Origin of the sequence: Sphingomonas agri (genome assembly GCF_038148795.1) — a bacterium.
Classification (GTDB): domain Bacteria; phylum Pseudomonadota; class Alphaproteobacteria; order Sphingomonadales; family Sphingomonadaceae; genus Sphingomicrobium; species Sphingomicrobium agri.
Genome location: NZ_JBAPEU010000002.1, coordinates 207,774 through 228,519 on the forward strand (window position 1 = coordinate 207,774; position 20,746 = coordinate 228,519).

At 63.0% G+C, this 20,746-nt stretch carries 20 protein-coding genes and 1 tRNA gene; 11 read left to right on the forward strand and 10 right to left on the reverse strand.

What is annotated here, in order from left to right:
- Positions 1 to 83 precede the first annotated feature (83 nt).
- From V8192_RS07810 to V8192_RS07820, 3 genes are all read right to left on the reverse strand, one after another.
- Positions 84 to 1,973 carry a M56 family metallopeptidase gene (locus tag V8192_RS07810; RefSeq protein ID WP_341632519.1) on the reverse strand — a complete coding sequence of 630 codons (1,890 nt, stop codon included), beginning with the start codon at positions 1,971 to 1,973 and terminating at the stop codon, positions 84 to 86.
- Positions 1,973 to 2,353 (reverse strand): BlaI/MecI/CopY family transcriptional regulator, encoded by a 381-nt coding sequence (locus V8192_RS07815; RefSeq protein WP_341632520.1) that lies wholly within the window; start codon positions 2,351 to 2,353, stop codon positions 1,973 to 1,975. The genes V8192_RS07810 and V8192_RS07815 overlap by 1 nt, the downstream gene beginning before the upstream one ends.
- An 88-nt stretch (positions 2,354 to 2,441) precedes the next feature.
- Positions 2,442 to 2,531, reverse strand: a tRNA-Ser gene (locus V8192_RS07820).
- A 199-nt stretch (positions 2,532 to 2,730) separates the two neighbouring features.
- Between V8192_RS07820 and V8192_RS07825 the strand changes: the two genes are divergently transcribed.
- From V8192_RS07825 to mazG, 9 genes are all read left to right on the forward strand, one after another.
- On the forward strand, positions 2,731 to 3,786 hold the full coding sequence (locus tag V8192_RS07825; RefSeq protein ID WP_341632521.1) for a lytic murein transglycosylase: 1,056 nt from the start codon (positions 2,731 to 2,733) through the stop codon (positions 3,784 to 3,786).
- A gap of 41 nt (positions 3,787 to 3,827) precedes the next feature.
- Entirely contained in the window at positions 3,828 to 5,006 is a 1,179-nt protein-coding gene (locus V8192_RS07830) for a D-alanyl-D-alanine carboxypeptidase family protein (RefSeq protein ID WP_341632522.1), read from the forward strand.
- Positions 5,003 to 5,629, forward strand: coding sequence for a dTMP kinase (gene tmk, locus V8192_RS07835; RefSeq protein WP_341632523.1), 627 nt, complete (start codon positions 5,003 to 5,005; stop codon positions 5,627 to 5,629). Before V8192_RS07830 ends, tmk begins: the two co-directional genes overlap by 4 nt.
- Positions 5,626 to 6,606, forward strand: a complete 981-nt coding sequence (locus tag V8192_RS07840) for a DNA polymerase III subunit delta' (RefSeq protein ID WP_341632524.1) — start codon at positions 5,626 to 5,628, stop codon at positions 6,604 to 6,606. The genes tmk and V8192_RS07840 overlap by 4 nt, the downstream gene beginning before the upstream one ends.
- Before the next feature lie 29 nt (positions 6,607 to 6,635).
- Entirely contained in the window at positions 6,636 to 8,204 is a 1,569-nt protein-coding gene (gene metG, locus V8192_RS07845) for a methionine--tRNA ligase (RefSeq protein WP_341632525.1), read from the forward strand.
- Complete coding sequence (locus V8192_RS07850; RefSeq protein WP_341632526.1) at positions 8,201 to 8,977, forward strand: TatD family hydrolase; 777 nt, start codon at positions 8,201 to 8,203, stop codon at positions 8,975 to 8,977. The genes metG and V8192_RS07850 overlap by 4 nt, the downstream gene beginning before the upstream one ends.
- Positions 8,974 to 9,738, forward strand: a complete 765-nt coding sequence (locus V8192_RS07855; protein ID WP_341632527.1) for an MBL fold metallo-hydrolase — start codon at positions 8,974 to 8,976, stop codon at positions 9,736 to 9,738. Before V8192_RS07850 ends, V8192_RS07855 begins: the two co-directional genes overlap by 4 nt.
- Positions 9,735 to 10,322 carry a retropepsin-like aspartic protease family protein gene (locus V8192_RS07860; RefSeq protein ID WP_341632528.1) on the forward strand — a complete coding sequence of 196 codons (588 nt, stop codon included), beginning with the start codon at positions 9,735 to 9,737 and terminating at the stop codon, positions 10,320 to 10,322. The genes V8192_RS07855 and V8192_RS07860 overlap by 4 nt, the downstream gene beginning before the upstream one ends.
- 67 nt (positions 10,323 to 10,389) lie before the next feature.
- Complete coding sequence (gene mazG, locus V8192_RS07865) at positions 10,390 to 11,142, forward strand: nucleoside triphosphate pyrophosphohydrolase (RefSeq protein WP_341632529.1); 753 nt, start codon at positions 10,390 to 10,392, stop codon at positions 11,140 to 11,142.
- On the opposite strand, the gene hflX is transcribed toward mazG, so the two are convergent.
- The 5 genes from hflX to dusB all read right to left on the reverse strand — a co-directional run bounded on the left by hflX (position 11,121) and on the right by dusB (position 17,633).
- Positions 11,121 to 12,428: a GTPase HflX gene (gene hflX / locus V8192_RS07870; RefSeq protein ID WP_341633310.1), complete on the reverse strand. Its 1,308-nt coding sequence runs from the start codon at positions 12,426 to 12,428 to the stop codon at positions 11,121 to 11,123. The two genes, mazG and hflX, sit on opposite strands and share 22 nt — an antisense overlap.
- Entirely contained in the window at positions 12,421 to 12,924 is a 504-nt protein-coding gene (gene hfq / locus V8192_RS07875; RefSeq protein ID WP_341632530.1) for an RNA chaperone Hfq, read from the reverse strand. The genes hflX and hfq overlap by 8 nt, the downstream gene beginning before the upstream one ends.
- An 11-nt stretch (positions 12,925 to 12,935) precedes the next feature.
- Positions 12,936 to 14,321 carry a nitrogen assimilation response regulator NtrX gene (gene ntrX, locus V8192_RS07880; protein ID WP_341632531.1) on the reverse strand — a complete coding sequence of 462 codons (1,386 nt, stop codon included), beginning with the start codon at positions 14,319 to 14,321 and terminating at the stop codon, positions 12,936 to 12,938.
- Complete coding sequence (locus tag V8192_RS07885) at positions 14,321 to 16,570, reverse strand: sensor histidine kinase (RefSeq protein WP_341632532.1); 2,250 nt, start codon at positions 16,568 to 16,570, stop codon at positions 14,321 to 14,323. The genes ntrX and V8192_RS07885 overlap by 1 nt, the downstream gene beginning before the upstream one ends.
- Positions 16,571 to 16,631: 61 nt before the next feature.
- Positions 16,632 to 17,633 carry a tRNA dihydrouridine synthase DusB gene (dusB, locus tag V8192_RS07890; protein ID WP_341632533.1) on the reverse strand — a complete coding sequence of 334 codons (1,002 nt, stop codon included), beginning with the start codon at positions 17,631 to 17,633 and terminating at the stop codon, positions 16,632 to 16,634.
- A gap of 74 nt (positions 17,634 to 17,707) precedes the next feature.
- On the opposite strand from dusB, the gene V8192_RS07895 reads away from it, so the two are divergent.
- Together V8192_RS07895 and V8192_RS07900 are read left to right on the forward strand one after the other, a co-directional pair.
- Positions 17,708 to 18,847: a bifunctional 2-C-methyl-D-erythritol 4-phosphate cytidylyltransferase/2-C-methyl-D-erythritol 2,4-cyclodiphosphate synthase gene (locus V8192_RS07895; RefSeq protein WP_341632534.1), complete on the forward strand. Its 1,140-nt coding sequence runs from the start codon at positions 17,708 to 17,710 to the stop codon at positions 18,845 to 18,847.
- Positions 18,844 to 19,347: a CinA family protein gene (locus V8192_RS07900; protein ID WP_341632535.1), complete on the forward strand. Its 504-nt coding sequence runs from the start codon at positions 18,844 to 18,846 to the stop codon at positions 19,345 to 19,347. The genes V8192_RS07895 and V8192_RS07900 overlap by 4 nt, the downstream gene beginning before the upstream one ends.
- Here the strand turns inward: V8192_RS07900 and V8192_RS07905 are convergent.
- Entirely contained in the window at positions 19,308 to 19,769 is a 462-nt protein-coding gene (locus tag V8192_RS07905) for a type II toxin-antitoxin system RatA family toxin (protein WP_341632536.1), read from the reverse strand. The two genes, V8192_RS07900 and V8192_RS07905, sit on opposite strands and share 40 nt — an antisense overlap.
- Positions 19,769 to 20,689, reverse strand: a complete 921-nt coding sequence (gene lipA, locus V8192_RS07910) for a lipoyl synthase (RefSeq protein ID WP_341632537.1) — start codon at positions 20,687 to 20,689, stop codon at positions 19,769 to 19,771. Before lipA ends, V8192_RS07905 begins: the two co-directional genes overlap by 1 nt.
- Positions 20,690 to 20,746: the final 57 nt, after the last annotated feature.

Consider the following 20,746-nt stretch of genomic DNA (forward strand, 5'->3'; position numbering starts at 1 on the left):
AGGACAAGAGTTCCCGTTCGACCTTGAGGGTCGGTTCGAAATTCCGGGAAAGTCAGGTGAAATCAGCGCTTGGTGCGCGGCGGTCAGCCGCCGGGATCACTGTCCGATTGCGGCGGCCGGGGAGGCGCGGGGGTCCGCGGCGCCTTGGGGATCGCAGAAATCCCGAGGGCTCGAAGCTCGACGAGGTCGTCGGCGCGAATCGGCTTGATCCCCGAGGCTTTGACGCGCGCCGCGAACGAGGGATCAACACCAACCGCGCGCAGCTGGATGAAGTCGTCGAGGTTACCCTCGACGCCGGCCAGTCGCATCGCGCTCACATAGCCTCCGGTCAGGCCGACGGCTCGGGCTTCGGTCAGCTCGTCGGCCGAAATGCGCGGGAAGCCAGCGGCGAGGTCACGGGCAAATTCCGGCGTCACGCCGACGGCCTTCATGCCGCTGAAGTCTGCGAACTCGAGCCTTGAAAGGCTCGGCACCGCCGCGCGCATCGCAGCGATATATTCAGGAGTGACCCCCGTCGCTTTGGCTTCAATGGCCTTCTCGATAATGCTTTCCTGCCGCCTATCGCTGTAGCTGCCACCGTCCGAGCGAACGTCATTCTGTGCATAACTGATGACCGTCCTTCCATCAGGAGCCCGTGCGACGGTCTTCCTGCGTCCCTGTGCATCGGGCGGGAAGACGGTCACCGTTGCTCCATTGGGACTGCGTGCGACCAGGGTTCCGTTTGCGCCTTCGACGGTGGCACCATTGGGCGCAACGACGCGGAAGGGAGCAGGGAGGGGCGTGACTGCGGCAACTGCGGTCGCGACCGATGTAGAGACGCCGCTGGCGATGATATGCGGCAAGTCCGTCGGAACCTCAGCACTCGAGACGTCTGCAATCCTTGAGGGCCCATTTGGGACGATTGTCCGCGGTGCCGTGCTATTCGCAAGTTTCGCGGCCTTTGGAGTTACCGTCAGCGCTGCGAGCGGCGCGGCGACCAGGATAGCGCCGGCGAAAACCCCAAGAGCGAATGATCGTGCGACGGGACCGCGCGCCGATTTCCCATCGAGGACCCGGGCGACGCGGCGCGCGAGCGAGCTCTTCGAGGGGGCAACGCCATGCGCGCCCAAGAGCAAGCCAGGGCATTCGTGCCGGGCGACGCCGACCAGCAGCTGGGCATAGTCGGTATCGACGATGTCGGCGCCAAGAACGCTGTCGTCGGCTGCTTCCTCGCGCAGCTGGTGAGCTTCGCGGGCAAGCACCCAGACGAGCGGGTTGAACCAGAAGAGCGCAGTCGCGACACGCGCGAGGAGGAGCTTGATCCAGTCGAGCCTCGCAACGTGCGCAAGCTCGTGCGCAATGATGGCCTCCGCTTCGTCGGCAGCTTCGACCGCACGGCTGTTGAGCAGAATTACCGGTCGCATCAGGCCCCAGCTGATGGGCGAAGCGAGCTCGTTGCTGGTGAGAAGCGCGGTTCCGTGCTTGAAGCCCATTCGGCGCTGGGCGCGGGCAAGGGCACTGAGCCAGTGGCCATCGACAAGGACGTCGGCGCGCGCCCGGAGAGTGACCAGCCGTCCAAGCGCGAGCAGGGTGATGAAGAGGAGAACTGCGGCCGGCACTGCATAGAGGGCGGCAACTATGGCCGACGGATTGAGCGAGGAAAGTGCCGACGGCGAGGGCGACGTGGCCGCTGGCGACTTCACCGCGATCTCCTGGCTGACGACGGGCGGCGACGCCCTTCTCGAAGGTTCGGGCGCAGTCGCCAGCGTTGGTGCAGACGCTGGCTGAACCTGTGCGCCCAATATCGCGGGCGCTTCCACATTCCAGCTTGGAAGCACGAGCGGTGCAAAGGCCATGATGACGAGCGCGAGGAGCCCAACATGGGCGACCCACGAGCGCTCGGCCGCCGAGCGGCCCTTCAGCAGCTGAAGCAGTCCGAGCGTCAGTCCGGCGATCAGCAGGGACTTTAACGCGATCCCTATGAGGACATGCATCACTGGCCCCCTTTTTCCTTGCGAGCGCGAGCGATCATTTCTTCGAGCTGGTCGAGCTCGTCTTCCTTGAGCTTGTCCGACATGCCGAGCAAGGCGCTCGCAGCGCTTGCAGGCGAGCCGTTGAAGAACACCCGGACGATTTCGCTCAGCGCCGATTTCTTGGCGACGGTATCGGAGACAACCGGGCTGTAGAGATAGCCGCGTTCAGATTCGCTGCGCTGGACGAATCCCTTGTCTTCGAGTCGCTTGAGCATGGCCCGAACGGCCGATCCGCTCAGCTGGACGGGAAGCGCATCGCAGATGTCGGCGACGGGAAGTGGGCCTCTTTCGTAGAGAATGTCCACAATCTGGCGTTCACGCGGCGGCAGCTTGCTCAGCATTTCAGCACCTCTTCGACGCGACGGATTCGTCACGCTACATTTGTAGAGTGCTACATTTGTAGCGTGAATGCAAGCTGAATTATTATAGTGGCGGAGAGGGTGGGATTCGAACCCACGGTGAGCGTGAACCCACGGCGGTTTTCAAGACCGCTGCCTTAAACCACTCGGCCACCTCTCCGTCGGACAGTGCTTTCACGGCTGTGCCCGCGCATTTCAAGTCTCATCGCCAGCTTCCCTTAAGGCACTGGCGCATAACATTCCCGACCAGCCGTGCAGCAGAAGCGGTGAACCAAGCTGGCCTGAACCCGCTTTTGCACTTTAGCCTCGGTCCTACTGAGGAGGTCGCGTTGGGATTGAACGGGTGGGGTGTTGTAAGCTTGAGCGTCCTTTCGCTCGCCTCCGCTCCCTCGTCCAATCCTGCCGCGCCCGCGGCCGCCCTGGGCGCGCAGCTCGCGGGCTACGCGGATCCCGCTGTGTCGAGCGATCCCTGGTCGACCTACAAGACCCGCCTGGCAGTGCTCGCTCGCCAGCAGGGGGTCAGTCAGGCAACGATCGAAGGGAACGTCCCTGGTCTTCGCGTCAATGATCGGGTGATCGAGCTTGAACGGACGGAGCCCGTCGCTCACAACATGGGTGGAGTGGTCGGAGCGCTGGCGCCGTACCTCAGCTCCCACGTGACGCAGTCCCTGATCAGGCGCGGACAGGCGAACTATTCAGACAATTATTCGGCGCTCCGGAGCCTCGAGGAGCGCTACGGCGTCGACCCTGCGGTCCTCATGGCCATCTGGGGACTGGAGACCAGCTACGGCACCGTCACCGGAAGCACCGACCTTTTGCAGGCACTCGCAAGTCTTGGCTATTACGGAAGGCGCCGCCAGTTCTTCGAAAGTGAGTTTGTGGCAGCGCTAAAGCTGATGGACGAAGGCGTTCCTCGCTGGCGCCTCAAGGGCAGCTGGGCGGGAGCAACCGGCTATCCACAGTTCATGCCGTCCGTCGCCCTTCGCCTTCGCGCCGACGGCGATGGCGACGGCTATTCCGACATCTGGTCAAACGAACTCGACGGCCTCGCCTCGATCGCTGCCTATATGCGCGATGCGGGATGGAAGCCCAATGTGCCCTGGGGAATAAGGGTTCGTACTCCGGCAAACCTCAACCGCGCTGCAATCGTGAGCCGGACGACTGCTCCGCGTTGCCCGCAGGTCTACCGCCGCCACAGTCGCTGGCTCACCATGGGCGAATGGCGCGCGCTTGGAGTGACGCCCGTAGGCCGGTCTCTTCCGAACAACGAAATGGCGAGCCTCATCGAACCCGATGGTCCGGATGCGACCGCATATCTTGCGACGACCAACTACCGAGCAATCCTCGATTATAATTGTTCGAATTTCTACGCGATCTCGGTTGGGGTTCTGGCGGACGCGATTGCCCGGCGATAGACAGCCCTAGTCACCAGCTGAATCGGGAAGTTAACTCATTCATGTCGCGCTCCGTCCTCCTCATCACCGCCGCGTCCGTCCTTCTCGCCAGCGCTGCGCCAGCAGCAGCCCCCCAATTCGATACGCCGGCCAAGGTCGCCTATCTCATCGACCTCTCTTCGGGAGCGACGCTCTACGCGAAGAATGCCGACGTGCGCATGCCGCCAGCCTCGATGGCAAAGATGATGACGACAGATGTCGCCTTCGAGCTGATCGACAAGGGCCAGCTTCCGCTCAACAAGATGTGCACGGTGCGGCCCGAGACCTGGCAGAAGTGGCACGGACCCCAGGCGGGTTCGACCATGTTCCTGTCACCCAACGAGCAGGTCAGCGTCGAAAACCTCCTGAAGGGCATCGTCACATTGTCGGGCAATGACGCCTCGGTGGTGCTTGCCGAGTGCATCGCGGGAACCGAGCAGGCGTTCACCGACCAGATGAATGCGCTTGGCAAGCGCATCGGCCTCACGAACAGCCATTTCGGCACGGCGAACGGCTGGCCCGACAATGGCGTTACGTATGTGAGCGCCCGCGACCTTGCGACCCTCGCTCGCTGGGAGATCGAGCACCATTACAAGCTGTACAAGGAATTCTATTCGCTCCCCAGTTTCACTTGGGGAAAGACGCTCGGGTCCAACCAGGACATCACCCAGCAGAACCGCAACCCGATCCTCGGCCACGTGGCTGGTGCGGATGGTCTCAAGACCGGTCATACCGACGAAGCAGGCTACGGCTTTACCGGCTCGGCCGAGCAGAACGGCCGCCGCCTGATCGAGGTTCTGGCAGGGCTTCCGAGCTGGAATGCCCGCGTGCAGGAATCCACCCGGCTGATCGAATGGGGTTTCAATGCCTGGCAGGCGAAGCCCTTATTCCAGCAGGGCGCGAAGGTGGGCGTCGCCAAGGTGCAGCTCGGAAGTTTGAGCGAAGTTCCCCTCGTTGCTCCGAGAAACCTTGCAGTAACCGTGCCGGCAGGCCTCTCGGGCGAAGCGGTCCAGATGAGGGTTCGCTATGAGGGGCCGCTGGTCGCCCCGATACAGAAAGGCCAGGAAGTGGCGCAGCTCGTCGTCAGCACCGGCGACACCCCGCCGCAGATCGTCCCGCTGGTCGCCGGAGAGGACGTCGGCCGGGCGGGATTCTTCGGACGCATCTGGCTCGGTCTCAAGTCGCTGTTCGGGATGGCGTGAGCGCCCGCGGACGCTTCATCAGCCTCGAGGGAGGAGAGGGGGTCGGAAAGTCGACTCAAGTGAAAGCGCTCGCACGGGTACTGCGCGATCGTGGTCTTGACGTCCTCATCACCCGAGAACCGGGCGGAAGCGAGGGCGCCGAGCGCATTCGCGAACTCCTGCTGGGGGGCAACGAAGAGCGATGGGGAGCAAGGGCGGAAGCGCTGCTGTTTGCTGCTGCGCGCGCGGATCACATGGCCAAGACCATTCGTCCGGCGCTCGAGCGGGGTCAGTGGGTGCTCTGCGACCGCTTCGTCGACAGCTCGCTCGCTTATCAGGGCGGCGCGGGCGGTCTGGGGATCGAGGCAGTGCGCGCAATCAACGGCTTTGGCATCGGCGAGGATTTCCCTGACCGCACTCTCGTACTTGAGCTCGACCGCGGCACCGACCGCGCCCGGGCTCGGGACGGCGAGCACGGCGACCGGATCGGAAGCCGCCCGGACGAATATCACCGCAAGGTCGAGGCAGCCTTCCAGATCATCGCGGCCGAGGAGCCCCAGCGGGTGAGGCTGGTGGATGCCTCTGGATCGCATGAACAGGTGACGAAGCGCCTGCTCGAAGAGATCGAGGACCTGCTGGCATGATCGTCGGGCAGGACAGGGCCGTCGAACAGCTTGCGAGCGCCTGGGGGACGCGAAAGCTCCACCACGCATGGCTTCTTGCAGGACCAAAGGGGGTCGGCAAAGCCAGTTTTGCAAAGGCTGCGGCGCGACGGATCCTCGCGGAAGCGGCTGGACCGCCGTTCGATCTTCCTTCCCTTGAGACGGACGACGAACATCGCATCGTGAAGCTCGTCAGCGCCGGCAGCCATCCCGACATGCGTTGGCTCGAGCGGCTCGTAAACGAGAAGACAGGAAACCTCGCTCGCAACATCAGCGTCGAACAGGTCCGCGAGCTGGGAGAGTTCCTGACGCTGACTCCGGCGCTCTCGCCGTGGCGCGTCGCGGTCATCGATACGGTTGACGACCTCGAGACATCGGGTGCCAACGCGCTGCTGAAGATCCTCGAGGAGCCGCCACCCAACACCTTGTTCTTTCTCGTGAGCCATGCACCTGGACGACTGCTTCCCACCATTCGCTCGCGCTGCCGCCGTCTCGAGTTCGAGAGGCTCTCGGACGACGCCATGACGTCAATTCTTGAGAGGCACGCGCCGGACGTCGGCAATGCGGAACGCGAGCGCATCGTCGCCATGTCGTTTGGCTCCGCAGAACGAGCGCTCGCTTTTGCCGAACTGGGCCTCGCCAAGCTTGAAGATGCGGCGATTGCAATTCTGAGGCAGGGCGACCCCACCAACGCCAGGCGGTCCGAGCTTGCATCGGAGCTGGGCAAGAAAGCCGCCGGGGATCGCTACGCCGCCTTCCTCGATCTTGCGCCCTCGCTCATCGCCCGCGAGGCCCGGAGGCTGCGGGGCGGATCGCTCGAACGGGCGCTTGATGCATATGCAAGAGCACGCGAACTTGCGGTGATCGCGCCGCGGCTGTCGCTCGATCCCGCGGCGACGATATTCCAGCTCGGCGGAATCCTCGCCGAGGTTGCCGAACCCGCTTCCTTGAAGCGCTAGGCACGCGCCGCTAGGTGCGGGTGCAGAGCATGTCTGAACCTTTCTACATAACGACGGCGATCAGCTACCCAAACGGTCCGCCCCATATCGGCCACGCCTACGAGGCCATTGCCGCTGACGCGATCGCGCGGTTCCAGCGCAGCCAGGGCCGCGACGTCCGTTTCCAGACCGGCACCGACGAGCATGGCCTGAAGATGGCGCAGGCAGCCCGCGACCAGGGCATTGAGCCGCGAGCTCTGGCGGACAAGATGTCACGTCTTTTCCAGGACATGTGCGACACGCTTAATGTTTCCTATGACCTTTTCATCCGGACATCGCGACCGGACCACTATCGTGCGAGCCAGGCGATCTGGAAGGCGATGGAGGAGAGGGGTGATCTTTACCTCGGTCGGTACGAGGGTTGGTACTCGGTTCGCGACGAGGCCTATTACGAGCCTGACGAGCTGGTCAGCAGCGACGATGGTTCGAAGCTCTCGCCGCAGGGGACACCGGTCGAATGGACAGTCGAGGAAAGCTGGTTCTTCCGGCTTTCCAACTACCAGCAGCGCCTGCTCGATCATTATGCGGCCAATCCGGACTTCATCCGTCCGGAAAGCCGTCGCAACGAGGTCGTCCGTTTCGTCGAAAGCGGTCTTAAGGACCTCAGCATTTCCCGGACGAGCTTCGACTGGGGCGTACCGGTGCCTGGCGGCGACAATCACGTGATGTACGTCTGGCTCGATGCACTGACCAATTACATCACGGGCCTTGGCTATCCCGACGACACCGAGCTGTGGCGCCGCTACTGGCCCGCCGATGTTCACCTCATCGGCAAGGACGTGGTGCGCTTTCACGCAGTCTACTGGCCTGCGTTCCTCATGTCCGCCGGCATCGAACTTCCAAAAGAGGTCTACGGTCACGGCTTTCTCCTGAGCCGCGGCGAGAAGATGTCGAAGAGCGTCGGAAACGTCGTCGACCCGATGATTCTGGCGGACCGCTTCGGCGTGGATACCCTGCGCTATTTCCTGCTTCGCGAAGTCACCTTCGGACAGGATGGCAGTTACAGCGCCGAGGCGATCGTCAACCGCGCGAATGCCGAGCTCGCAAACAGCTTCGGCAACCTTGCCCAGCGGACGTTGTCGATGATTGCCAAGAATTTAGACGGCGTTCTTCCGGTTGTCGATCAAAGCGAAGATGACCTTGAATTGACGAGCTCGGTATTTGACGCGGCAAGGACACAGGTGCCCCGGGAGTTCGGCAAGTTTGCCTTCTCGCAAGGGATCGAGGCGTGGCTTCTCGCCGTGTTCCGGTGCAATCAATATGTCGATCGGATGGCACCCTGGGCGCTTCGCAAGACCGACCCGGAGCGCATGAACGCCGTCCTTGCGACGCTTTTCCTGTGCATTCGAGACCTCGCGATCGCCATCCGCCCCATCGTTCCTGCGTCTGCAGACAGGCTGCTGGACTCGATGGGCATCCCGCAAGGCGCGAGGGATGCAGCAGCCCTGGACGATAGCTCATGGTACGTTGATCTCGCCCGCAGCGGTTTCAGGCTTTCGCCGCCGAGCCCGATATTTCCGCGTCTCGAACTGCCCGAAGACGAAGAAGCCGCGGCATGAGGCTGATCGATAGCCACTGTCACTTGAACTACGAAGGGCTGGTCGAGCGTCAGGCCGAAGTGCTCCGGAATGCCCGTGAACGCGGCGTTGCCGGTTTCTTGAACATCTCGACCCGGCAGCGCGAGTGGAACGACATCGTCGGCCTTGCCGAGCAAGAAACCGATGTCTGGGCAAGCGTCGGCGTTCATCCGCACGAAGCCGACAATCATCCTGATCTTGGCGCTGCTGTGCTCGTCGAGGCCGCAGCGCATCCGCGCGTGATCGCGATTGGCGAGTGCGGCCTCGATTATTTCTACGACAAGTCCGACCGCGCCGCACAGCGGAGCCGCTTCGAAGCGCATATCGATGCGGCGCGGCAAACGGGCCTGCCGCTCGTGGTGCATACTCGCGAAGCCGAGGACGACACTGCCGACATCTTGTCCGCTGCAGTGAGGGAAGGGGGCGTAAACGGCGTCCTCCACTGCTTCACGGGCTCGGCACAGCTTGCAAGAAAGGGGCTGGATCTTGGCTTCTATGTCTCGCTTTCAGGCATCGTGACCTTCAAGAATGCCCAGGATCTGCAGGCGACTGCAAAGTGGCTGCCGGCAGATCAGATTCTCGTCGAAACGGATTCGCCCTTCCTCGCGCCCGTTCCGCATCGGGGTCAGAAGTGTGAGCCTGCGTTTGTCGCCGATACGGCGAACTTCGTTGCAGAACTAAGGGGCGAGACGCCCGAGGGTTTCGCCGAGGCGACGACGGCAAATTTCTTCAATCTGTTCAAAAAGGCCGCGTGAAGGTCCGGATTCTCGGCTGCGGTACGTCGACCGGCGTGCCCAAGATCGGAAACCAGTGGGGCCAATGCGATCCGGCCGAGCCGCGCAATGCCCGCCTGCGGACTTCGATCATGGTCGAAAGCGCAGGCAAGCACATCCTTGTCGACTGCGGGCCTGATCTGCGCCAGCAACTCCTGTCAGCCCACGTCGGGCATCTCGAAGGCGTCGTCGTGACCCACGCCCATGGAGATCATTGCCACGGCATCGATGAGCTTCGGCCCGTATCCCAGGCGATCGGCGGCCCGGTGCCGCTCCATGCACGGCGCAACGTACTCGACGAGCTGGAGCTGCGCTTCGCCTACGCGTTCGAGCAATCGGATCTCTACAGGCCGATCGTCGAGGCGCGCGAGCTCGGCGCGGAACTGAGCTTTGGCCAATGCCGGACAAGGTTTGTGGACCAGCCCCACGGCGGCCCCTTGTCACTTGGACTGCGGTTCGACGAGAACGGGTTCTCAGTCGCTTATGCGATAGATTTCAGTGGTTTAACTGATGACATGATGACTCTTTACGATGGCGTGGACGTCTGGATCGCGGACTGTCTCACCCGCGAACCTCATCCTACCCACATGCACCTTGACGGTGTGCTTGGCGCCGCAAGAGATCTCGGTGTGAGCCAGCTATACCTGGTGCACATGGGCAATAGCCTTGATTATCGTACATTGGTTGCCGAGCTGCCTGATTGGGCGGCACCGGCTTACGATGGGCTCGAGTTCGTCTCATGACCAACAATCTCATGCTCGGCGGCGTCTATCTGCTGATGGCAGCGATGCTCGTGCTGGGAGCGCTGATGACGCGCCGGGAACCCGCCGCAAAGCTGTTCACGGCGGCGCTGGCCTGGATCGCGATTTTCGCGGCCGGATTCGTGCTGTTCACATTCCGTGACAATCTGGGCTGGGTCGCGCAGCGGCTCAGAGCGGAAGCCGTAGGTACGCCGGTCAGCCAAGGTCGTGAGACGCGCATCCCGATGGCGATCGACGGGCATTTCTGGGTCCAGGCAAAGCTTAATGGAAGTGACGTCAAGTTCCTCGTCGATAGCGGCGCGACGACGACGACCATCGACCGGAAAACTGCGCTTCGTGCGGGCGTGCCTGTGTCCCAGGGCCGAGATCTCTATGTCCGCACCGGCAACGGGATCGTCCGTGTTGCGAGCGGCCGTGCAGATGAGCTGACCATCGGGGGTATCACGCGCAGGAACGTCGGCCTGGAGATCGCGGACAACGACGATCTGAACGTTCTTGGAATGAACTATTTGTCGTCCTTGAGCCGGTGGGGCGTCGAGGGACGATGGCTCGTTCTAGTATCCTGATCTATGAGTGAACTTTACATAATGCATATTATCATACTTATTGATATGAAGCCGCGGAACGCCCCCCGTGCCGCTTGAGCGCCTCAGGGCAATCATGCGCAGGCTGCGTGACCCGGCAAGCGGCTGCGAATGGGACACCGTCCAGACGTTCGACACGATCGCTCCCTATACGATCGAGGAAGCCTATGAGGTCGCCGATGCCATCGCGCGCAAGGAAATGGACGCGCTGGCCGACGAGCTCGGCGACCTCCAGCTGCAGGTCGTGTTCCACGCTCAGATGGCCGAGGAAGCCGGCCTGTTCACACTCGAGGACGTGCTCGATCGCATCTGCAGCAAGATGGAGCGCCGCCACCCCCACATCTTCGGCGATGCCGGGCATGGCGGCCATCATCTCTGGGAGATGATCAAGGCCCAGGAACGCTCAGCAAGCCCGGACAAGAGCGCTCTTGCAGGCGTTGCCCTCGCATTGCCCGCGCTCGAACGCGCCGCGAAGCTGCAGCGCCGGGCAGCCCGCGTCGGATTTGACTGGCCGGACGCTTCCGGTCCGCGCAGCAAGATCGACGAGGAGCTTGCAGAGCTCGAGACCGAGACCGATCACGACCGCAAGCTCGACGAGCTCGGCGACCTTCTCTTTGCCGTCGTGAACCTCGCACGCCATCTCAACGTCGAGCCTGAAGCGGCTCTTCGCGAAGCCAATCGCAAGTTCGAAAGGCGGTTCCGCTCCATCGAGCAGGAACCCGGGTTCGGCGACATGTCGCTCGAGGACAAGGAAGCGCTGTGGGTGCGCGCCAAGAAGGCTCAGGCAGATTCCAGCGCCTGAAACCGTGCCCAGTTGTCGGGCGACAGCCTCACTGACAGTTCAAGCTCGTCCCGGTCGAGTTTCTGGTCGAGCACTTCGCCGCGCGAATGCAGCCAGGCGATCCGTTCGCCCGCGCTTGCCGGAAGGCGGATGCGGTGAACCTCCTCGCCGTGCCGGAGACGCTTCGCCATAAGCTCGCGCAAGTTCTCGAGGCCCTCCCCGGTTACAGCCGAGATCGGCACGACGTCGTCGCGGCGCCTGGCTTCCTCGTAGAGCCGCTGACGTTCTTCCCCGCCAACGAGGTCGACCTTGTTCCATGCCTCGATGCGGACCGGAGCCCCCTCTTCCGCAAGGCCGAGCGAGGCGAGGACATCTTCGACATCTTCCTTCTGCGCTTCGCGGTCGGGATGCGCCATGTTGCGGACGTGAACCAGGAGATCCGCTTCACGCACTTCCTCGAGCGTAGCTCGAAAGGCCGCGATCAGCTCGGTGGGTAGATCGGACACGAAACCGACCGTGTCCGACAGGATCACCTTGTCGAAGCCAGGAAGCCTAATGTCCCGCATGGTCGGATCGAGCGTCGCGAACAGCAGGTTCTCCGCAAACACGGCTTCGCCTGTTAGCCGATTGAAAAGCGTAGACTTTCCTGCGTTCGTATAGCCGACAAGCGCAACTACCGGCCAGGGAGCCCGCTGTCGTCGGCCGCGATGAAGAGCACGCGTTCGCTTCACCTGCTCAAGTTCGCGCCGGATCTTGGCCATGCGGTCCCGGATCAGCCGCCTGTCGGCCTCGATCTGCGTCTCGCCAGGACCGCCAAGGAAGCCGAAACCGCCGCGCTGGCGTTCAAGGTGGGTCCAGCTTCGGACGAGGCGGCCCGCCTGATAATCGAGATGCGCAAGCTCGACCTGCAGCCGGCCCTCGGCGGTGGCGGCACGCTCTCCGAAAATCTCGAGGATAAGTCCCGTCCGGTCGATCACTTTGGTGCCGACCTCTTCCTCGAGGTTCTTCTGCTGGATCGGGGTCAGGGCGGCGTCCACGATCAGGAGCCCCGCCCCTTGCTCCTTTGCCTGTTCGGCGATCTCCTCGACCTGCCCCTTGCCAAGCAATGTTGCCGGCCGCGGCGCCCTCACCCGAAAGGGACGAGCCGCGACGACGTCGATTCCGATCGCGCCGGCAAGGCCTTCGGCTTCCTCGAGACGAGCGTCTGCCGATCGCCGCGAAGCTTCCCTCGGCAACTCGGGAACAGCAATTACCGCCCGTTCCCCGCGTGCGACTTCGATCGCGCCGTTGCCGTCGAAACTATTCAGGAGGTGTCTCCTCGGCTGCAGTTTCGGAACCCTGTTCGTTCCCGAGATTGAGCGGCCGCGCCGGCTGAAGCGTTGAAATGGCGTGCTTGTAGACGAGCTGCACCTGTCCGGTGCGCTCCAGCACCAGGCTGAACTGGTCAAATCCGATCACGCATCCCTGAAGCATTACGCCGTTGACGAGGAAGAGGGTCATCCGCTCGTTCTCACGGGCAGCAGCAGCAAGGAATACGTCCTGCAGCGTCGCCTTTGGGCCCTCGACAACGGCCGATGTCGGAACGAATCCCGAGGGAGACTCGGCGGGCATGATCGTCGAAATGGAATGCTTGTAGACGAGCTGCGAGGTGCCTTCCCGACGAAGCAGCAGCGAAAAGGCGTCGAACCAGGTGACTACCCCCTGGAGCTTCACTCCCTTCACCAGGAAGATCGTTACCGGGAGCTTGGCGCGTCTGACGCTGTTGAGGAAATGATCCTGCAGGCTGAGCGAACGTGCCGCCATTAGCGCCCTCCTTATGGTTCCTCGCCCTCCCGCTTGTCGCCAATTCCGAGGGCCTTCAACTTTCTGTGCAACGCGGAGCGCTCCATGCCGATGAACGATGCGGTACGCGAGATGTTGCCGGAAAAACGCCTGATCTGGATCTTGAGATACTCACGTTCGAAGGATTCGCGAGCCTCGCGCAGGGGACTGCCCATGATCGCCATGGTGGTGCTCGCCCCGCCCATCGGGGTCTGGTTGTCGAGGATCTCGGGGGGCAGAAGGTCCACCTCGATGCACTGTGCCCGGTCTCCCGGCGCAAGGATCAGGGTCCGCTCGATGATGTTCCTCAGCTGCCGCACATTACCCGGCCAATCGTGCGCCTGCAGCGCGGCCATTGCCTCCTCCGATATTCCGGGCGCGGGCATCCGGCGCTCCGCAGCGAACCGCGCGAGAAAGTGACTGACAAGTTCGGGAATGTCCTCCCGGCGCTCGCGAAGCGGCGGCAGTTTCACCGGAACGACATTCAGCCGATAGAAGAGGTCCTCGCGGAACCGCCCCGCAGAAATCTCCTCCTGCAAGTTGCGGGACGTTGCTGAAAGCACCCGCACGTCGACCTTGATCGGTCGCTGCCCGCCGACGCGCGTATAGCTTTGATCGGTAAGCACGCGCAGGATCTTGGCCTGCGTCGTCTGCGGCATGTCGGCAATCTCGTCCAGGAACAGCGTGCCCCCGTGAGCGTGTTCAAGTAGCCCAGGACGCACCGCCCCTTCAGACTCGCTGCCGAAAAGCTCTTCCTCGACGCGCTCGGGGCTCATCATTGCCGCTGACAGCACAATGAAAGGCGCCCGCGCGCGGGGACTCCAGTGGTGGATCATCCGGGCGGCAATTTCCTTGCCGACCCCCGGGGGACCGGAGATCAGCACCCGGCTGCCCGTCGGGGCGACCCGTTTCAGCGTTGCACGGACCGTGTTGATCGCGACCGAGCTGCCGTGCAGCTGGTCCTCCTGTCCAACCTGAAGTCGAAGCGTCTCGTTCTCACGGCGCAGGCGATCGGTCTCGGTCGCCCGGTCCACCAGGTAGATCAGGCGCTCTGCCTCGAACGGCTTTTCGATGAAGTCGACGGCGCCTTCACGCACGGCAGCAACGGCAGTGTCGAGATTGCCGTGTCCGGAGATCACGAGAACCGGAAGCGTCGAATCGCGACGCTTGATCTCCTGCAGGAGCTGGAGGCCATCGAGCTTGGAACCGTGCAGCCATACGTCGAGCAGGACCATCGAGGGCCGCCGTTCCTCGATCGCGTCGAGTGTCTGCGTGCTGTCGGCGGCAGTGCGCACTGCATAGCCTTCGTCCTCGAGCACTCCGCTGACGAGGTCGCGAATGTCCGCTTCGTCGTCGACTACCAGGACTTCAAGAGCCATCAGGCATCCTCATCATTGTCACTGCCGGCGGGCTGCGCTGCATGCGCATCCAGCCCTGCGAGCTTTTCTGTGTCGAAGGAAATACGAACGTGCGTGCCGCCCCCCGGACGGTCGAGGAAGGCAATCTCCCCCATATGCTCCTCAACGATCTTCTTGACGATCGCGAGCCCCAGGCCAGTCCCCCTCACCCGGGTCGTCATATATGGCTCGGTCAATCGCTCGCGATCCTCCGGAAGCCCGACGCCGGTGTCGAGGACATCGACGACGAAATTCCCTCCGTCGCGGCGAAGGCGGACATCGACGCGGTCGCCGGCAATACTATGCTCTCCGCGATTCTTCCGTCCTTCAATTGCTTCGACGGCATTCTTGACGACATTTGTGAGAGCCTGCGCGAGCTGGCGGCGGTCGCAGACCATGCGAAACTCGCCGGTTGCCGGCTCGAGTGTAAAGCCGATGCCGGGATGTGCGACCTCCTGGAGAAAGACCGCCTGCCTTGCGATCTCGTGGACGTCCTCGTCCCGGAAAAGCGGCTTTGGCATGCGCGCAAAGTTCGAGAATTCGTCGACCATGCGCCTTAAGTCACCGACCTGCCGCACGATCGTCGCAGTCAGCCGCTCGAACGTTTCCTTGTCGGAAGAAATCTGCTCCGCGAAACGCCGCTGCAACCTCTCCGCGGCAAGCTGGATCGGGGTAAGCGGGTTCTTGATCTCGTGGGCGATACGGCGGGCGATGTCGGACCAGGCGGCGCGCCGCTGGTCGAAGAGCTGATCTGTGATGTCGTCGAAGGTCAGGACCGAGCCGTCCTGGTAGCGAACGCGCTTCACCGCGAGCGTGCGCTGTCCGCCGTCGTCTGAAATGAGGACATTCGCCTCGGATTGATCGCCGCGCATGAACTCGTCGAGTTCGGGTGAGACCGAGCGCAGGTCCCTGCCCTCGATCTCCTCCTCGCCTTTTTGCAGGAGGGTTTCGGCCGAGCGGTTCAGGAGACGGATGTGTGAGGCCCCGTCGACTGCAATCACGCCTGCAGTAACGCTCGACAAGACCGCCTCGATGAAGGCCCGGCGCGTATCGAGCTGGGTGTTTGCAGCTCTGAGCGCGCTCGTCTGCTCTTCGAGCCGGCCCGCCATGCGGTTGAAGGCGCTGGTGAGCGTCTGCACCTCGTCTTCCGACTTCGTGACGGGAACGCGGACGGAAAAGTCACCTGCCTCGATACGGCCTGCCGCCGTCACAAGCTCGCCAACCGGCCGAACGAGCCGATCGGCAAGGCGGAGGGCCGTAAGGATCGACAGGCCGACGATGATCAGCGCGCCAAGCAGCAGTGCGGCGTTGAAGCGGAGCTGGTTGATGCGCGAACGCTGCTGCAGCAAGTGATAGTCCCGAAGGACCCCGTTGGCCCTCCGGATCTGTTGCTGGAATTGGGGATCGAACACCCTCGCCGCGTAGAGATACGCATCGGGCCCATATTGGAGCCTCGTGAGGGCTCCCACGCGGTCGGGTGAATTGAGCGGCACGACCGGATGCTTTGCAAGCTCCGAAATGCTCGCCGGCGTGATGACCTTGTCGAGCGTCCGGTCATAAGGATTGACGAGTGCAAGCGTCCGGATCTGCCTGTCGGGGCCATAAGTGAAGATGATCGCTTCGGAGAGATTGCGGTTCAGGACCTGGTTGCGGGCAAAGGCCTCCGCGAAACGCGGATCATCGATGGTCGTTGCCCGCAGGTAATCGGCCAGGTCCGCGCTTGCAGTGACAGTCTCGTTCTCGACCCGTTCGACCTCGCGCTCGTAGCTTGCGCGTGCGACCTGCACTGTATTCTCGAGCATCGTACGCGCCCGGTTCGAAAACCAGAATTCAAGTCCGCTCTGGAACAGAAGCGAGGCGAAAATCGCCACCAGCACCGTCGGAACCGCGGCGAGCGCCGAAAACAGCGCGACGAGCCGGATGTGGAGACGGCCGCTGCCAAGTCCCCCTTCCTCCGCGCGGCGGACTGCGATCCGCCGCGAATAAAGAACCATGAGCGCAATCGCGGGAAGGAGGTTGGCAATCAGGAGCAGTGCGATGAGCGGCGGGGAAAGCAGGGTCCCTGGCTCGGCACCGCGCCGGAGGAGCCAGATGCTGAGGCCGATCATTCCAAGGAGAAAGACCGCAATCACCCAGGCGAGGCGGTCGTAGAAGCGTCCGCTCGCGCGCTCCCTCTGGAGCCAGCTTTCTTGCTCTGAAATCACCGGCGAGTCGGCCGCACGCGCATCCATCTGCCAGCGGCCCTAGCACGGCCGTTGCATAAAAAACACAATCAGTTTCGAACCAACCGGGTCAGGCTGCCGAGCGGCGCAGCCACGGTGCATAGAATTCCTGCAACATGCGTGTCACTACGGCCGGGTCATCCTGCTGGTTGACGCAGTTGCGCAGCTCTGCCGAGCCCGGAAGCCCCTTGGTGTACCAGCCGATATGCTTGCGAGCGAGGTTGACGCCGGTCTGGGTGCCGTAGAGCGACAGCATCTCGTCATATTGCCGGAGCATCGTCTCGAGCTGCTCGTCGAGGCTGGGATCCGGGTGGTGACCACCGCCCGAGAGCTCCGACATGATCTGCGCGACGAGCCAGGGGCGGCCGTAGGCCCCGCGACCGACCATCACGCCGTCCGCCCCGGACTGGCGCAGTGCCTCCCGGGCGTCGTCGATGGAACAGATATCGCCGTTCACGATCACCGGGACGGATACGGCTTCCTTCACCTTGCGCACGAATGACCAGTCCGCCTCGCCCTTGTACATCTGGCAGCGGGTCCGCCCGTGAATGGTGATCATCTGCACCCCAAGATCCTCGGCGATGCGAGCAAGCTCCGGGGCGTTCAGGTTTTCGTGGTTCCAGCCCATCCGCGTCTTGAGGGTGACCGGCACCTTTACGGCCTTGACGGTGGCCTCGATCAGCCTTGCAGCCAGCGGAAGATCGCGCATCAGTGCAGATCCGGCCTCGCCGTTGACCACCTTCTTGACCGGGCAGCCCATGTTGATGTCGATGATCGCAGCGCCGCGCTGCTCGTTCAGTCTCGCCGCATCTGCCATCACCTCGGGCTCGCATCCCGCCAGCTGCATCGAGACGGGCTCTTCCGACGGATCCCACATCGCCTTCTGGATCGACTGCCGCGTCTCGCGGACCATGGCCTGGCTTGCAATCATCTCGCTGACGGTAAGCCCCGCTCCGTAGCGCTTCACGACCCGCCGGAACGGCAAGTCGGTGACAGCCGTCATCGGCGCCAGAATCACCGGCGCGTCGATCCTGATCGGACCGATCGAGATGGGCTTTAGCTTGCTCGTCATTTTCCCTCGGGGTCGGCGGGAGATAGTGGACAAGCCCTTGGCGGACAAGGCAAGCAGCCCTAGACGCGCCCGCCGTGACCACCACCGCTCTCATTGTTGCCGCCGGCAGCGGCTCACGCATGGGCGGCAGCGTTCCCAAGCAGTTTCGCGTGCTGGGCGGAAAAGCCGTCCTGCGCTGGGCAGTGGAATCGCTGATCGGTCATCCGTCCGTCCAGTCGACCCGCGTCGTCATCGGCCCGGGTCAGGAAAAGGCGGCTTCGGCGGCTCTTGAAGGTCTCGATGTCGGAACATTCATTGTCGGCGGAGCCGAGCGCGCCGACTCCGTCCGAAAGGGCCTTGAGCAAGTAACGGGCGACGCCGTGCTGGTTCATGACGCTGCCCGCCCCTTCTGTCCGATGAGCGTCATCGACCGGCTCCTCGCCAGTCTGGAATTCTTCGAAGGTGCAGCGCCCGTCCTGCCGGTCGGCGATACGCTGGCAAAGATTTGCGAGGGCCTCGGTGATGCAGTCGACCGAACGGCCATGGTGCGCGTTCAGACTCCGCAGGCCTTCCGGCTGTCAGACCTCCGATCGGCCTATGCACAATGGATTGGCCCCTCTCCCACCGATGAGACTACAGTCGTCCGTGCTGCGGGAATGAAGGTCGCAGCCGTGGAAGGCGATCCAACACTGGACAAGCTGACACTCCCCAGCGACTTCGAGCGGGCCGAGCAATGGCTAGCCGGGCGGCTGCGGCCGCGTACCGGAATAGGCTTCGACGTTCACGCTTTTGCGGGCGATGGCCCACTGATGCTCGGGGGAATCGAAGTGCCGCATGGCCGCGGCCTTGCCGGGCACAGTGATGCCGATGTGGTCCTCCACGCGATTACCGATGCGCTGCTGGGCGCTGCGGGTCTCGGCGACATCGGCGAACATTTTCCGCCCTCGGACGCGAAATGGAAGGGCGCTGCATCCTCTTTGTTTCTCGCGCACGCCGCCGAGCTGGTTCGCGCTAGGGGCGCCTTCATCGACCACATCGATTGTACAATTGTCGCCGAGGAGCCCAAAGTCGGGCCTCATCGCGGCAAAATGCGTGCGAAAATTGCCGAAATCGCAAACTTGAGCGTTGATCAGGTGAGCGTGAAGGCAACCACGACCGAAGGCCTCGGTTTCGCCGGCCGCCGCGAGGGGATTGCAGCTCAGGCCGTTGCAACCATCCGCATGGGATTCGAATGACGGATTCACTTCTTCCCAAGGAGCTCGTCGACAAGGCGCGAGAGGTCGTCGAGGCGAACCGCGCCGCCGGCCGCAGGGTGACAATTGCCGAAAGTTGCACCGGCGGCCTCGTCAGCGCCGCCCTGACGGAGATTCCGGGGTCATCTGAAATGTTCGAGGCAGGCTACGTAACTTATTCGAATGCCGCGAAAATCCACGAGCTGCATGTCTCGGAGGAGGTCGTAGATACATTCGGAGCAGTGAGCGTTGCAACCGCCTGGGCAATGGCGAGGGGCGCTCTTGCCGCCTCGGATGCGGACGTCGCGGTCGCAATCACGGGCATCGCTGGTCCTGGCGGCGGGACACCGCAGAAGCCCGTTGGCACTGTCGTTTTTGCGCGCGCCGAGCGCGGCGCAGACCCTGCCAAGATCGTTGCCGATCAGAAATTCTTCGATGAAAAGACCCGTTCGGGCGTGCGCCTTCAGGCGGCGCTTTGCGCGCTTGACCTGTTAATACCGTAGAGCGCCGCTGCGCGTTGCTCGAACGCACCGGTCATGCGCCGCAGGGCCCGATCGAACATCGCTCCTGCAAGCGTTTCGAACAAGCGCGACTTGAACGCAAAATCGACCGAGAACCCGACGTCGGTTCCGCCGTCGGCGGCGCGGTCGAATTTCCACTCGTTGTGCAGATACTTGAGGGGACCTTCGACATAATCGACGCAGATCCGGCTCGGACGTTCCTTGACGACGCGGCTTGTGAAGCGCTCCTTGAAGGCATTGAAGCCAACCACAAGATCCGCGACCGTCTCCGTTTCGCTGGATGATCTGATGCGTACTGCCACGACCCAGGGCAGGAACTCGTCGTATCGGGCAACGTCCGCAACGAGGTCGAACAATTGCTCGGGTGTATAAGGAAGATGCTTCGTCTCGCTGTGGCGCGGCATCAGCCGTTCGAACGCTCCAGCTGTGCAAGCCGTGCGGCCTGCATCTTCTTGAAGTCGTCGCCGGCATGATAGCTCGACCGCGTCAGCGGCGAGGCCGCAACCAGGAGGAAACCCTTGGCGCGCGCAATCGCGGCATAGGCCTCGAATGCCTTAGGGGTCACAAATTCCTCGACCGCGGCGTGACGGGGGGTCGGCTGGAGATACTGGCCCATGGTGAGAAAATCGACGCCCGCCGAGCGCATGTCGTCCATGACCTGGTGGACCTCCAGCCGCTGCTCGCCAAGGCCGACCATTACTCCTGACTTGGTGAAGATGTGCGGCGCCTTGCGCTTCACGCTCTCGAGCAGCCGCAGCGAGGCATAATAGCGCGCGCCCGGACGGATGGTCGGATAGAGCCGCGGAACGGTCTCGAGATTGTGATTGTAGACGTCGGGCCCGGCTGCAACGATCTCCTCGACCGCCTCCTCGCTCTTGTTGCGAAAGTCAGGCGTCAGGATTTCGATTGTCGTCGAGGGCGTGCGTTTTCTCAGCGCCTCGATCACCTTCACGAATTGTCGCGCGCCGCCGTCCGGCAGGTCGTCCCGGTCCACTGACGTGATGACGATATGCTCGAGGCCCAGCTCTGCCGCCGCCGTCGCGACATGTTCGGGTTCGAGTGGATCAACCGCTCGTGGCATACCGGTCTTCACGTTGCAGAATGCGCAGGCCCGGGTGCACGTGTCGCCGAGGATCATCACCGTCGCGTGCTTCTTGGTCCAGCACTCGCCGATGTTGGGGCACGCCGCTTCCTCGCAAACGGTCGCAAGGTTGAGATCGCGCATCAACCTTCGCGTGGCATGATAGCCTTCGCTGACCGGCGCCTTGACGCGGATCCAGTCGGGTTTTCGCTGTCTGGGCGGAACTGCGGCGGGAGCGTTCATGCGGCGCAGATAGCGACTGGCAGTGAAGCTTGCCACCCCCGGCCTGCTGCGGTTAGC

Excerpts from the sequence above, each read along its gene's own strand:
- V8192_RS07900 (WP_341632535.1), top strand. The coding sequence starts at position 18,844 with ATGACGGATTCACTTCTTCCCAAGGAGCTCGTCGACAAGGCGCGAGAG.
- V8192_RS07905 (WP_341632536.1), bottom strand. The coding sequence starts at position 19,769 with ATGCCGCGCCACAGCGAGACGAAGCATCTTCCTTATACACCCGAGCAA.
- V8192_RS07830 (WP_341632522.1), top strand. The coding sequence starts at position 3,828 with ATGTCGCGCTCCGTCCTCCTCATCACCGCCGCGTCCGTCCTTCTCGCC.
- metG (WP_341632525.1), top strand. The coding sequence starts at position 6,636 with ATGTCTGAACCTTTCTACATAACGACGGCGATCAGCTACCCAAACGGT.
- ntrX (WP_341632531.1), bottom strand. The coding sequence starts at position 14,321 with ATGGCTCTTGAAGTCCTGGTAGTCGACGACGAAGCGGACATTCGCGAC.
- dusB (WP_341632533.1), bottom strand. The coding sequence starts at position 17,633 with ATGACGAGCAAGCTAAAGCCCATCTCGATCGGTCCGATCAGGATCGAC.
- V8192_RS07810 (WP_341632519.1), bottom strand. The coding sequence starts at position 1,973 with ATGCATGTCCTCATAGGGATCGCGTTAAAGTCCCTGCTGATCGCCGGA.
- V8192_RS07840 (WP_341632524.1), top strand. The coding sequence starts at position 5,626 with ATGATCGTCGGGCAGGACAGGGCCGTCGAACAGCTTGCGAGCGCCTGG.
- hfq (WP_341632530.1), bottom strand. The coding sequence starts at position 12,924 with ATGGCGGCACGTTCGCTCAGCCTGCAGGATCATTTCCTCAACAGCGTC.
- V8192_RS07815 (WP_341632520.1), bottom strand. The coding sequence starts at position 2,353 with ATGCTGAGCAAGCTGCCGCCGCGTGAACGCCAGATTGTGGACATTCTC.
- V8192_RS07860 (WP_341632528.1), top strand. The coding sequence starts at position 9,735 with ATGACCAACAATCTCATGCTCGGCGGCGTCTATCTGCTGATGGCAGCG.
- V8192_RS07850 (WP_341632526.1), top strand. The coding sequence starts at position 8,201 with ATGAGGCTGATCGATAGCCACTGTCACTTGAACTACGAAGGGCTGGTC.
- V8192_RS07885 (WP_341632532.1), bottom strand. The coding sequence starts at position 16,570 with ATGGATGCGCGTGCGGCCGACTCGCCGGTGATTTCAGAGCAAGAAAGC.
- lipA (WP_341632537.1), bottom strand. The coding sequence starts at position 20,689 with ATGAACGCTCCCGCCGCAGTTCCGCCCAGACAGCGAAAACCCGACTGG.